This is a genomic window from Natrinema limicola JCM 13563 (assembly GCF_000337475.1).
Classification (GTDB): domain Archaea; phylum Halobacteriota; class Halobacteria; order Halobacteriales; family Natrialbaceae; genus Natrinema; species Natrinema limicola.
Map to the genome: position 1 here is coordinate 78842 of NZ_AOIT01000035.1, position 13210 is coordinate 92051.

A 13210-nucleotide genomic window follows, 5' to 3' on the forward strand; every position below is an offset into this window, starting at 1 on the left:
GTCGGCGGCTGTCCGGTCGGAAACCACAGATCGCCGCTGATCGCACGCGAGACGCACGCACATCTTTTACGGACCGTCGTCTGACGGTATCGGTCGCTGTCGAATCCGATTCCATCGGGACCCACGACGACGCTCTCGCCAACCGCTGTTCTATAGGGCATCGAACATGTCGTCGCGGATACCGCAACGGTAATACCGTGATATTTCGTCACGCCAATATAGTTCACTAATGTATACAATTGAACGGACGGATTTCGGATATCAAATTACCTTTGCCGGGAAGATGGACGAGGAGGAACTTCACGAGTGGATCGACGACTCGCAAGCGACACTTCAGGACTCGCCCGACGAGTTCGGCGTCCTCGTCGACATGCGGGACCTAAAACTGCTCAACGACGACGAACAGCAACTCATGCGAGACGGACAGCAACACTATCAGGACGCGGGTATGGTCCGCTCGAGCGTCATTCTCGACTCGGCGATTCTGACGCTGCAGTTTCGCCGACTCGCCAAGGAATCGGGAATTTACGACTGGGAGCGATATCTCAACGCTGGGACGACCGACGACTGGCATCAGCAGGCCGTCGACTGGCTCGTCGACGAGATCGATCCGGACTATCAATGACGTCGTGACGGGCCGCCCAACTGCGGCCACCATACTCGCTCGTATCCCCATCTCACGACGATCTCTCATCATCTGTCACGTTCGCGAGCGCGCGGATTCAATGAATATACTCTGCGATGCTTGCCGTCGGCTGTTCGAGAACAAATCACAACAATAACGCGGTCGCCGCGAGGAACTCAGCCTGATGCACTTCGATCACGCCGGCATCGCGACCGACGACGCACAGGCACTCGCGGGACTGTACGGCGACCTCTTCGGTCTCGAGGTCGCCCACGAAGAGGAGTTCGACGGCATGCGCGTCGTCTTCCTCGAGTGTGGTGACGGCTATTTCGAGTTACTCGAACCCCTCGAGGACGACGGGACGATCGCCCGCTATCTCGAGGACGGCGGTGCGGGTATCCACCATCTCGCGCTCGCGACCGACGACATCGAGGCCGCCCTCGAGACGGTTCGCGACCACGACGTGACGCTTATCGATGAGGAACCACGGCCGGGCGCGTGGGGTCACTCGGTCGCATTCCTCCATCCGAAAGACACCGGCGGCATTCTGGTCGAACTCGTCGAACACTGACGGCCATCGCTCGGCCGGTTCGGGTTGTTACTCGGAGGCAGTAGACGTAGCCGTAGCTACCTGCCGACGCTCGCCCCGCGTTTCGTGGCGCACCGCGACGCGGCCGGGGTATCGGCCATCGAGGTCGATCGTGGCCTCGTAGTCGACGATGCCAAGACAGTCGGTACAGCTGTCGGCCGTCTGCTCGCCGCTGTCGACGACCACTGTGAGCACGTCGCGGCCGTCATCGTACGCGACGTCGGCGAGCGACGGCTCGTAACACGGCGTCGGCGTCGGGATCCGTCCGGTCACGACGACGGCCTCGTCCGTGAACGCGACGGTCGCAGTTCCGTCCGTTCCACTTGCACAGTCCTGCGCTTTGCGCTCGAGTGACGTGTCCGTAACCGCTGGTTCGGGACATGACGTCGATCGCGAAGTCGAGTCCGTACTGGTTCCGTTCTCGCGCAGTGTCACCGTCGTTTGTGACCGCGTACAGTCGAACGGCTCGCGATCGACACCGACAGTCGTACTCGATTCGCTGCGACCGTCCGGGTCGCTCGTCGTTATCGAGATGGTGTACGAACGTGGCTCGACGAGGACGAACGTGACCGTCTCGTCCGCGGACACCGTGATGTCGCGCTCGAGAAGCGACTCGCTCTCATCGGCCGTGATCTCGACGGCAGCTGTACGCTTTGTGTCGCCGTCGTTGCGAAGCGCGAGTTCGTGTGGCGGCTGTGCGGACGGGAACGGAACGGCGTCGGGATCGCCCACGGTGATCGGCTCGTCCGATCCGGAGTCGGGTCCGCCGCCCGAGCTTCCCGTTCGGTCCGTCCTACGGCGCTCGAGCGCCGAATCAACACAGCCAGCTAGCCCGCCGAGCACGCCGGCCGTGCCGACGAACAGATGACGCCGTCGCATAGTCGACGCCACCACGATGTGACCTAAACATCTTTGTCAGCATTGTTGATTGGTTTCTGAGAGTGACGTTCGTTGCTCGAGGTATCGACGATCACAGCCGAATCGCGAGCGATGAATTATAAGCTGCTCCGCGAGCCGGCCGAGCGACCGCCAGGGGCGTGGTTACCCGAAGTTCTCGATCAGAGCCTCATCTGGGTCGCCGCCATCTCGCTCGATCGTGTCGGCGACGAACGTCACGAAGTCGTCGAACCCGAACACATACACCTGGCCATCCTCGCGGTGGGTCGCGACGGCGTCTGCCAGCTTCGCGTCCGCATCGGCCTCGAGAACGGTGACCGTCGCGCCTGCGTCTTCGAGTGCCTCGAGCCGGGCTTCGTGTGCGGGCTCGTCGTCCTGGTAGATCACGACGGCGTCGTTGCCCGCCTCTTGGGCCGCTTCGGCGATCGCGACCGCCGCGCCGACGCCGGGACCGCCGGCGACCGCCACGACGTCATCGTCGCCATCGTAGGTACTTCGACCGAACGGCCCCTCGATAGCGACGGTCTCGCCACCCTCGAGGTCGGCGAGCCACGGCGAGAGATCGCCGTCAGGATCGATACCGACGGTCAGTTCGAACGTGTCCTCGACGGACGGTGAGGAAAGCGTGTAGTGACGCGAGATCTCCTCGTCGTCGGGTGTCGCTCGGAGTAAGACGAACTGCCCTGGCTGGGCGTCGAAGTCCGCTGGTGTTTCGAGCTCGAGTGCGACGGTGCCGGGACCGACTTCGCTGACCGATGTGACGGTGACTGGCGTCCCCTCCATGCGAGCCGGTTTGGCTGCCGATTGAAAAGGCGTTCCGTTTCGGCAGGATGTCTACGCCACGTCAGTGGCAGGGACGCGCCGGACGCGGCAGGCGAGACTGATAGGGGCCTGGTCGCCAGTCGTTGCTGGAGTCGGCCCTGATCAGGAACGGCAATTATCAATTATAAATACGGTAGTTATAAAATAAACCTTCCACTGTTGCGGAGGTACGCCTAGGGTTTCAGAAGCCTTTTCATTTATGGGGGGTAAGGCTCAGGATAACATGGCTGAGGATCTCAACTGGGCGGTCGGTGGCGAAGCCGGAGACGGTATCGATTCCACCGGGAAAATCTTCGCTCAGGCACTTGCCCGAGCAGGACGGCACGTATTCACGTCGAAAGACTTCGCATCGAGAATTCGGGGCGGCTACACCGCCTACAAGATTCGCACGTCGGTCGACCAGGTGCAAAGCGTCGTCGACCGTCTCGACATCCTCGTCGCGCTGACACAGCGTACCATCGACGAGAACCTCGACGAACTTCACGAGGGCAGCGCCATCATCTACGACGGCGAGCGTTCGTGGGAGGCCGAGATTCCCGACGAGATGACAGCGGTCGACGTCCCGCTGAAGTCGCTGGCCGAGGAGGCCGGCGGCGCGATCATGCGCAACATCGTCGCGCTCGGTGCTGCGTGTGAGATCACCGGCTTCGACGTCGAGTACTTAGACGAAGCCCTCGAGAAGCGCTTCGGCGGCAAGGGCTCGAAGATCGTCGAGAACAACAAGAAAGCCGCTCGGGCAGGTCAGGAGTACGTCCAGGAGAACTACGACCTCTCTCACCTCGGCTATGACCTCGAAACGACGGACAACGACTACGTCCTTCTCAACGGCAACGAGGCAGTCGGCATGGGGGCACTCGCCGCCGGCTGTCGGTTCTACGCTGGCTATCCGATCACGCCCGCGACCTCCATCATGGAGTATCTGACCGGCCGGATCGAGGAGTATGGCGGCCACGTCGTCCAGGCCGAAGACGAACTCTCGGCGATCAACATGGCCCTCGGTGGTGCCCGCGCCGGCGCTCGAGCGATGACCGCGACGTCGGGCGCAGGGATCGACCTCATGACCGAGACGTTCGGACTGGTCGCACAGAGCGAGACGCCGCTTGTTATCGCTGACGTCCAGCGTTCTGGCCCCTCGACGGGGATGCCGACGAAACAGGAACAGGGCGACCTCAACATGGCCCTGTACGGTGGCCACGGCGAGGTGCCGCGCTTCGTCGTCGCGCCGACGTCGATCGACGAGTGTTTCTGGAAAACCGTCGAGGCGTTCAACCTCGCTGAGAAGTACCAGACGCCCGTGTTCCTGGTCTCCGATCTGGCGATGTCCGTCACCGAACAGACGTTCCCGCCGGAGGCCTTCGACATGGACGCAGTCGAGATCGACCGCGGCAAACTCGTCGACGACGACGAGGTCGACGAGTGGCTCGACGCACAGGGCCACTTCCGCGCCCACGCCGTCACCGACGACGGCATCAGCCCGCGTGCCATCCCCGGCATGACCGACGGCGCCCACATGAGCACGGGCCTCGAGCACGACGAACTCGGTCGCCGCACCGAAGACGAAGACGAGCGCGTCCAGCAAGTCGACAAGCGCAACCGCAAGGTCGAGACGGCCCGCGAACGAGAGGACTGGGACTACCGCGAGTTCGGCGACGAGGACGCCGACAACCTCGTCATCTCCTGGGGCTCCAACGAGGGCGCACTCGCCGAAGCGCTCGAGTATCTCGAGGAGGACGGCATCGACGTCCGCGTCATCTCGGTGCCCTACATCTTCCCGCGACCGGACCTGTCCGACGAGATCGAAGCCGCCGACGAGACGATCGTCGTCGAGTGTAACGCGACGGGCCAGTTCGCCGACCTGATCGAACACGACGTGCTTACCCGCGTGAAACGCATTAACAAATACACCGGCGTCCGCTTCAAGGCGGACGAACTCGCAGACGAGATTACCGCGAAACTCTCCGAAGAGGTGCCAGCACAATGAGCTCCGACGTACGATTCACCGACTTCAAATCCGACAAGCAGCCGACCTGGTGTCCTGGATGCGGCGACTTCGGGACGATGAACGGCATGATGAAAGCCCTCGCGAACACCGGCAACGACCCCGACAACACCTTCGTGGTGGCCGGGATCGGCTGTTCCGGTAAGATCGGGACCTACATGCACAGCTACGCCCTCCACGGGGTCCACGGCCGTGCGCTCCCGGTCGGCACTGGCGTCAAGATGGCCCGCCCCGACATCGAAGTGATGGTCGCCGGTGGTGACGGTGACGGCTACTCGATCGGTGCCGGGCACTTCGTTCACGCCGTCCGCCGGAACGTCGACATGACCTACTGTGTCATGGACAACCGCATCTACGGGCTGACGAAGGGACAGGCCTCGCCGACCTCGCGGTCCGACTTCGAGACCTCGACGACCCCCGAAGGCACCAAACAGCCGCCGGTCAACCCGCTTGCACTGGCGCTTGCCTCCGGCGCGTCCTTTATTGCCCAGTCCTTCAGCTCTGACGCGATGCGCCACGCCGAAATCGTCCAGAAGGCCATCGAACACGACGGCTTCGGCTTCGTCAACGTCTTTAGCCCGTGTGTCACGTTCAACGACGTCGACACCTACGACTACTTCCGCGACAACTTAGTCGACCTCGAGGACGAAGACCACGACCCGACCGACTACGAGGCCGCCAAGGAAGTCATCCTCGACAGCGACAAGGAGTACCAGGGCGTCATGTACCAGGACGAAAACTCCGTCCCGTACCACGAGAAACACGGCGTCACCGAGGACATGTCCGAAATCCCCGACGGTGCGCCCGAAGACGCGATGGACCTCGTCCGCGAGTTCTACTGAGGCGACCGGTCGCGTCCGTCGGTACTGACTCGTTCAGCCGTTTTTTCGCGACGTACTCGAGTCGACGACAGCCAGTCGCTCGTCCAGTGGTCGACCGACAGCGTGTCGCTACTGCCGGTTACTGTCACTGCACACTCGGGCCCATCGATCCAGACTTCAAAACCAATGTCTCGCGGTGCCCCGTGACTACTCGAGGCTGACGAGATACTCGAGCATGTCGTCGAGCGGCGCGTTCGTGACGGCAAGCGAGTAGCCGTCGATCCGCGCGAGGTCGGCCGCGTGATCCCAGAGGTCGGCTTCCTCGATGCCATGCAGGATGACCGCGTTGGGCGTCGGATTGACGACCCGCAGCGCCACGAGCGGCGACTCTCCACGGGTCACGCCGGTAAACACCAGCACGCGGTTCGTGCTCTGCCCGTAGAGGCGGAAGAACTCCTCGCTCGAGAGGCGGGTGATCGCCTCGATGCTGTCGATGACGGTATGGCCGCTGACGCGATCGGTGCTGCCCGCGGCGACTTCGGTGGCCTCGAGGTCGTCGTACAGTCGTGTGAGGGGGATCGAGGTGGCGTACTCTCGGAGGTCGTAGACGACGTCACTCTCGAAACCGGCAGAGAGAACGCGGCCGTACTGTCGAATGCGTTCGCCGCCACGTCGCTCGTCAATTGTGAGCAATCCCTCAACGAGTCGGCCGACGACGCCGATGCCGGGGCTTTCCCGGCGACCGCTCTCGTAGTCGGAGATGACCGACGACGAGACGTCGAGTTCGGCCGCGAGATCGGTCTGTGAGATGTCGAAGTCGGTGCGCCATTTGCGCAGCGTCGCGCCGGGGTCGTCACTTAGCGTGATCTCCCCGGCAATCTTCTCCGCGAGCTCCCGTTTCGGTCCACGCCCGCTCATACCCGTCGGTCATCCGGTCGACTCAAGTAGCTACCGGAGACTGGTTGCGGTCCAATACCTGCCGCCATCGCGGCGACTGATCGCCCCGACGGTATCACCCGCCGGAGCACTGACGTATTTGTATCTAGTGTTCGAACACGACGTATGGACGAGCGTCCGATCGAGGTGGCCGGATTCGACGACCGATGAGGGGCTACTATCTTCGGTACGTTCAGGTTCTCCTTCGGTTCTTTCCCCTCGCGATCGCGTTTCTCAGGGACAGACGGCGGTTTCTGTTGTTCGGGCCATCCCGGCAGGTCTCAACCGCAGTCCACCGGGATCGCGCCCAGCAACTCACAGAGACGATGCTGGATCTCGGGCCGGCGTTCATCAAAGTCGGCCAGGTGCTGTCGACGCGACCGGACATCGTGCCGCCGACGTACGTCGAGGAATTCGCGACGCTACAGGACGAGGTCCCAGAGGAGGCAGGCGGCGATCCGATGACTGTCGTCGAAGCCGAACTCGAGGACGTCATCGATCTCGAGACGCTCGAGCCGGTCGCCGGCGGCTCGCTGGCGTTCGTCTACACCGCCGAATACGAGGGCGAGCGGATCGCCCTGAAAGTCCGGCGGCCGGGGATCGTTCCGATGATCGAGCGCGATCTGCGGGTCATCAGGGGATTCGTCCCGTTGCTTCTGTTGCTCGCCGACGAGCGCCAGCGCTACTCGATCGAGAACCTCGCCGGTGACTTCGAGGACATCATTCTCGAGGAACTCGACTTCGCGCGGGAGTCGTCGATCATGGCGGAGATCGACGACAACTTCGCCGACGACGATCGGATCGTCGTCCCCGACACCTATCCCGACCTGTGTTCGGAGCGCGTCGTCGCGATGGAGTACGTCGAGGGCAAGAAGATCACCGACGAGCGCGCGCTGGCCAATGCCGGTACCGGCCCCACCGAGATGGCGACGCTGATCGCCCGCACCTACCTGAAGATGGGACTCGTCGACGGCGTCTTCCACGCGGACCCCCACCCCGGCAACCTCTCGGTGACTGGCGACGGCCGGCTCGTCATCTACGACTACGGCATGAGCCAGCGGCTCACGGCTAACGAACAAGCCGATATCACGGCGCTCTACCGGGCCCTCGTCCGTCGCGACGTCGATAGCCTCCTGAACACGCTCATCGCGCTCGAGGTGCTCGACCCGGCGGTCGATCGGGTTCAGGTCCGACGGGTGCTCGAGCTGGTCATCGAGAGTCTCGAGGGTCGCTCGGAGATCACCTGGCGACAGATCATCACCGAACTGTTTGCACGACTCCACGAGTTCCCATTTCGCATTCCGCCGAACGTGATGTTGCTCATGCGCGTCGGCACGGTCGGCGAGGGCGTCTGTCGCACCCTCGATCCCGACTTCGACTTTCTCGAGGTCACACGCTCGTTTCTCGTCGATCACGGCTTTATCGAGAGCGAACTCGAGACGCTGCTGTCGGACGTACGCGGCGATCTGCGCGAGTCACTGCCCGTCATCGCGCGGGCACCGGCCCGCTTCGACACCGTCTTCGGCCAACTCGAGCGCGGTGACCTCGTCGTCCGGACCGACCCCGTTGAGCCGACCAGCGGCGGTGATCCGGCTGTTGGCTACGCCATCGTCGCCGGGGCGCTGTTCGTCACCGCGTCCGTGTTGACCCTCCACGAGGGATCGCTCGCGATCGCGGCCGGACTGCTCGGATTCCTGTTTCTCGGCCAGTACGTCCGCAAGCGACGCCATCGCTGACTGTCAGACGCCAGCTCTCGGTCACGTGCCGCCGCCCCAACAGTCAAGCCCTCGTGGTTCGAGTCGCCTGCACGTGCCATCGACCGTCGTCCACGTCGCGTTCGCCGGACTGCTCGGGGCTGCGTTGCTCGCCGACGCGTTCGATACCCGTGCGATTCTGTTCGTGATGGGCTCGAGCGCGCTCCTCGATCTCGATACGCTACTCGGGATCGTCGTTCCCGGAACGCATCGGGCGGCGTTGCATAACGTCTGGATCGTCCTCGTCCCCGCTGCTCTCTTGCTGTGGGACGGTGTGATCCGCGAGGAGTCGCTCGTCCGAAGGCGGTGGGGTGACGCCGCCCCGCGCGTCGCGTGGGTCACGCTGGCGGCGCTGCTGTTCGCACACGTCCTGTTCGACGCCTTTTTCAACGGCGTCAACCTCTTCTGGCCGCTTCACGACCGGTTTTACGACCTCTCCGGGACGCTGCTCGTGACCGACCAGCGCGGACTCGTCCAGACGTTCGTCGAACTCGAGTCCGGCGGCGTCGCCGAGTCGACGGTCCGCGGGACGACCGAGAACACACACTACCGGACGGGATTCGATCCGACCCGTGATGAGCCTGCGACCGGTGTCGAGCGAATCTTCCCGATCGCAGCAACCGGCGAACGGTTCGTCCTCACTGTTGCTGGCTTCGCGGCGGTTCTCGTCCGCATCGTCGAAAACCGATAACCGGCGTGCGGTCGCCAACTGTCAGCGCTACCGTTTTGTAAGTGGTGTGCCAAGTGCGCGTATGATTGCGTCTGCCGGCGCACGGGCGACTGTGTCTGCCTCGCCGCCGACTGTTGTCTCTCGCGCTGTCGAATCGGATAGTCGAAGCCAGCGGCTCGAGCACGGAATACGGCTCGCGACCGACCCAGCGATGGTATCAGGACGTATACGACCGACGGTGATCGGACGATGGTAGACCTCGCCTTCTCGGTCGGGCGGCTCCTCTTTGCGCTCTTTCTGGTCTTCCTGAACGGCTTTTTCGTCGCCGCGGAGTTCGCATACGTCCGCATTCGATCGACACAGATCGAAACGCTCGTCGAGGAGGGGCGGTCGTCGGCAAAGCTCGTCCAAGAAGCCGAGGAGAACTTAGACGACTACCTCGCGACGACCCAGCTCGGGATCACGATCGCCTCGCTGGGGCTTGGCTGGGTCGGCGAACCGGCCATCGCCTCGCTGCTCGAACCCGTGCTCGGCTCGCTCCTTCCCGCGAGCTCGCTCCATCTCGTTTCGATCGCAATCGGATTCAGCGTTATCACCTTCCTGCACGTCGTCTTCGGAGAGCTCGCGCCGAAGACGCTTGCGATCGCAGATGCCGAGCGGATCGCGCTGCTCGTCGCCGCGCCGATGAAGTTCTTCTACTACATCTTCATCCCGGGGATCGTCGTCTTCAACGGTACGGCAAACTTCTTTACACGACTGATCGGCGTCGCGCCGGCCTCCGAGCGCGACGAAAGCCACAGTCCCGAGGAGATAATCCGCATCGTCTCGCAGTCGGGCCAGCAGGGGGCCGTCGACATGGACGAAGTCAAGATGATCGAGTCGGTCTTCGACCTGGGCGAGACGCCCGCCCGCGAGGTGATGGTTCCCCGCCCCGACGTCGTCACCGTCGGCGCCGATATGCCCCTCTCGGAGCTACGAGCCGTCGCCGCAAGCGGGAGCTACACCCGGTTTCCCATCGTCGACGAGGACGCCGACGACCCGGTGATCGGCTTCGTCCACGCGAAAGACGTGCTCCACGCGATCGAAACGGCCGACGACACCGAGGCCGAGCCGACCGCGCGGGACCTCGCTCGAGACGTCATCTTCGTCCCGGAAACCCGCCGGATCGACGAGGTCCTGACGGAGTTTCGCCGGCGGAACGTGCAACTGGCCGTCGTCATCGACGAGTGGGGTGCCTTCGAGGGGATCCTGACGAGCGAAGACGTCGTCGAGGTCGTTATCGGCGAGATCCAAGACGAGTTCGACGTCGCCGAGATGGAGCCCTCGATCGACGACCTCGGGGACGGCCGCTACGCCGTCGACGGCAGCGTTTCGCTGACCGATGTCAACGAGGAACTCGAGACGACCTTCGAGAGCGACGCGTTCGACACGATCGGCGGACTGGTGTTGAGCCGCCTCGGTCGCGCCCCTGAGATCGGTGACGCGATCGAAGCCGACGGCTACGAGCTGACCATCGACGCCGTCGAGGGAACCCGCATCGCGAGCGTGATCGTCGACGAGGCGACGGCCGAGGCCGAGGAGTCGTCGGACTGAGCCAGCCCGTGATCGACGGCTCGAGTCGATTGGTTGACACCCTGGACAGTCACGTCCGATCTGATGACTGTAATCGAAAGTAACACTTCCCAGACATTTTATGGTGCAAGGCGGACTGGACGGGATATGGATCGCCGGACGTTCATCGGCGCGACAGGTATCGGCGTCGGATTGACAGGCTGTCTCGACACGAATCGCACCGACTCGAGCGGCGGGAACGGGACGGGCGACGCCACCAAACCGCGAGATTCGACTGATGCAGCGACCGATTCTGACGAGCGTCGTGTAGGGACCACCGACTCGAGCGACACTGATGGGAGTTCCGACGGTTCGAGCAAGACCGACGCGGAAACCGACGAGTCGGATGATCCNTCAGAGATGTGTATAAGAGACAGGAGCAAGACCGACGCGGAAACCGACGAGTCGGATGATCCCGGTGATGGGACCTCCGATTCGAAACGGGACGTGGCGTTCGACTCCTGTACTCGAGCCACGGTAACCGGGTCGTTCGAGGACGGCGACGTCGCCCTGGCGAGTACAGGATTTTACGATGATGGGCTCTACGGCAATACCCTCCTCGAGGACGGTGTTGTCTTCGGAACGGATGTCGACGCCCCGTTTTCGGGAACGGTCGTCTTCGAGATCGCCGATGGCTCGACCGTCCGGGAGCGCGACGGCGAGATCGTCGTCGAAATATCGGAATACGGCAGCGACGGAACGGTCATCTCGTCGCTGACGACCCGGCGAGCTGACTACGAGCGAGTTACTCCGACACACGAAAACCCACACGCCAGCGACTGTCTCAGTGACCTCGCGCCCGACGACGGGTAAGGCGTACACGCTCCTCGCCCTCGGTAGGATCCTCGAGAGGCGGGCACACGCCGAGCACTGGCGACGAGTCGACGTGCTTCAAATCCGTCGCTGACGGGATCGCGCTCAAGGCCACTCTCCGATCGGGTCACCGACCCCCGACCGACGGATGTATTCGGTCTGCATCTCGTGGACGGCGTCGGTAAACTGCATCCCAGCGTCGAGGTGGTCGGCGACGCGGGTTAGCTTCCACCGACTCGGAGTTAACCGGTCGGTCCAGCGCGTCTCGAGCGGGGCGAGATACGCCTCGAGTGCGTCGTCGGGAACGCCCTGCTCACGGAGGCCGCGACGAGCGAACTCGAAGACCTCCTCATAGATCACGGTTCGATCGGTGGTTCGATCGCCGTTAGCGGTGATCCAGGCGAGGTCGGCGTCGAGCCCGTTTTCGACGGCACTGTAGAAGCTCCGTTCGGCCGCGTCGCGATCGAGGCTCGCGAGCGGGTGGTCGGCCACACACAGGCCCCGAACGAGGCCGGCGACGAGCCACTGCAATCCGACGTTTTCGACGATCGTCGGCTGCGTGGGCAGGGGCCGGTATTCGATGCGGATCGACCAGTGGTCGCCCTGACCGACCGGCTGGCCCCCGACGACGGCGCGGAGCCACCGCCAGTAAGTCCCCCGCTTGTGGTTGAGTTCCCAGAACCGATCCGGGAACGTCTCGCGGTCGCCGGCTTCGAGCCACTCGCGGAGAAACGGTGCACACGTCGGATCGGCAACGAGTTTGTCGATCGTGTCGACTGCGCTCCCAATCTCCTCGGGGAAGCGAACCTTCTTCCAGGCCTGGTTGATCGACTGTTCGAACACCGGGATCCGGAGTTCGTGATACGTCTCCTCGAGCAGGTGGTACGGGTCCGCGACATCGTACAGATCTGGCGGCAGGAGCGGCGAGTTCGTCGCTAACGCAAGCACTGGGCCGAGCGTCCGAACGGCGATATTGTGATAGTCGGAGAACGATTCGGCGTGAGGAATCTGGACGTGGGGCTGGATCGAACTCGTCAGCGACTCGAAGAGGATCGATGGGAGCTGACGCTCGGCTCCCGGTACGGTCAGCGTGATCGCCCCCTCGGTTCGCTCTAGAACGTCATTGTCGATCGCGTAGTAGCGAGGCGAGGGCGTCATGTTTTCGGCGATCGTGACCTTCTCACGCTCGCGGACCGCCCCGAGGTACGCCTGTGTTCCGCCCTGGGGTGGGATCGTCCACATAGCGTCTAAAACGATCTCCGCGTCCGCCCGCTCGGCCGCCTGCTGAATGTGTCGATATTGGCGCCGGAGCTGGGCGGCCTGGGCGAGCGCTCCCGTCCCGTCGAACCGGGACGGACTGGTATTGAGTTCGACGTTGTGCACACCGAGTTCCTTCTCACCGGGTCCCTCGAAGACGGAATCGGGCACGCGAGCCAGCCGCCGATCGTCGTCGACGGCGTACGCCTCGAGCTCGAACCCGAGAGCGAAGCTGGGGTTGTCGAGCCGACCCGCGCGGAGGGCATCGGTGAGACGAGCGGCTTGCTCGTCGACGCGTTGGTCGAACTCGCTCCGCGTCGCGTCCCGAAGCGAGCGCCTGACGAGCTCGATGCGATCCGCCATCAGCTTGTACAAAGCCGCCCCAGTCGCTTAGAAGTAGGGTGCGATCACGCCGC

Annotated in this window: 11 protein-coding genes; 7 read left to right on the top strand and 4 right to left on the bottom strand. The window is 63.4% G+C overall.

The window, feature by feature from the left end:
• Positions 1 to 229: 229 nt before the first annotated feature.
• The gene (locus C476_RS09865; RefSeq protein WP_049911705.1) at positions 230 to 625 is read left to right on the top strand and encodes a hypothetical protein; all 396 of its coding nucleotides are present in this window, start codon (positions 230 to 232) and stop codon (positions 623 to 625) included.
• 184 nt (positions 626 to 809) lie between these two features.
• Positions 810 to 1196, top strand: coding sequence for a methylmalonyl-CoA epimerase (mce, locus tag C476_RS09870; RefSeq protein ID WP_008012419.1), 387 nt, complete (start codon positions 810 to 812; stop codon positions 1194 to 1196).
• 27 nt (positions 1197 to 1223) lie between these two features.
• On the opposite strand, the gene C476_RS09875 is transcribed toward mce, so the two are convergent.
• Entirely contained in the window at positions 1224 to 2093 is an 870-nt protein-coding gene (locus tag C476_RS09875; RefSeq protein ID WP_008012421.1) for a hypothetical protein, read from the bottom strand.
• A gap of 162 nt (positions 2094 to 2255) precedes the next feature.
• Positions 2256 to 2894 (bottom strand): ferredoxin--NADP reductase, encoded by a 639-nt coding sequence (locus C476_RS09880; protein ID WP_008012422.1) that lies wholly within the window; start codon positions 2892 to 2894, stop codon positions 2256 to 2258.
• Between the two features lie 262 nt (positions 2895 to 3156).
• Here C476_RS09880 and C476_RS09885 point away from each other — a divergent pair, with 262 nt between their 5' ends.
• Both C476_RS09885 and C476_RS09890 read left to right on the top strand, forming a co-directional pair.
• Complete coding sequence (locus C476_RS09885; RefSeq protein WP_008012424.1) at positions 3157 to 4914, top strand: 2-oxoacid:acceptor oxidoreductase subunit alpha; 1758 nt, start codon at positions 3157 to 3159, stop codon at positions 4912 to 4914.
• Positions 4911 to 5774 carry a 2-oxoacid:ferredoxin oxidoreductase subunit beta gene (locus C476_RS09890; protein ID WP_008012426.1) on the top strand — a complete coding sequence of 288 codons (864 nt, stop codon included), beginning with the start codon at positions 4911 to 4913 and terminating at the stop codon, positions 5772 to 5774. Before C476_RS09885 ends, C476_RS09890 begins: the two co-directional genes overlap by 4 nt.
• A 186-nt stretch (positions 5775 to 5960) precedes the next feature.
• On the opposite strand, the gene C476_RS09895 is transcribed toward C476_RS09890, so the two are convergent.
• On the bottom strand, positions 5961 to 6671 hold the full coding sequence (locus tag C476_RS09895; protein ID WP_008012429.1) for a helix-turn-helix domain-containing protein: 711 nt from the start codon (positions 6669 to 6671) through the stop codon (positions 5961 to 5963).
• A gap of 185 nt (positions 6672 to 6856) precedes the next feature.
• On the opposite strand from C476_RS09895, the gene C476_RS09900 reads away from it, so the two are divergent.
• The 3 genes from C476_RS09900 to C476_RS09910 all read left to right on the top strand — a co-directional run bounded on the left by C476_RS09900 (position 6857) and on the right by C476_RS09910 (position 10706).
• Complete coding sequence (locus C476_RS09900; protein ID WP_008012432.1) at positions 6857 to 8425, top strand: ABC1 kinase family protein; 1569 nt, start codon at positions 6857 to 6859, stop codon at positions 8423 to 8425.
• Between the two features lie 73 nt (positions 8426 to 8498).
• On the top strand, positions 8499 to 9134 hold the full coding sequence (locus tag C476_RS09905; RefSeq protein ID WP_008012435.1) for a metal-dependent hydrolase: 636 nt from the start codon (positions 8499 to 8501) through the stop codon (positions 9132 to 9134).
• Positions 9135 to 9362: 228 nt separating this feature from the next.
• Positions 9363 to 10706 (top strand): hemolysin family protein, encoded by a 1344-nt coding sequence (locus tag C476_RS09910; RefSeq protein WP_008012437.1) that lies wholly within the window; start codon positions 9363 to 9365, stop codon positions 10704 to 10706.
• Positions 10707 to 11642: 936 nt separating this feature from the next.
• Here C476_RS09910 and C476_RS09920 read toward each other — a convergent pair.
• The gene (locus tag C476_RS09920) at positions 11643 to 13157 is read right to left on the bottom strand and encodes a hypothetical protein (RefSeq protein ID WP_008012440.1); all 1515 of its coding nucleotides are present in this window, start codon (positions 13155 to 13157) and stop codon (positions 11643 to 11645) included.
• Between the last annotated feature and the right edge of the window lie 53 nt (positions 13158 to 13210).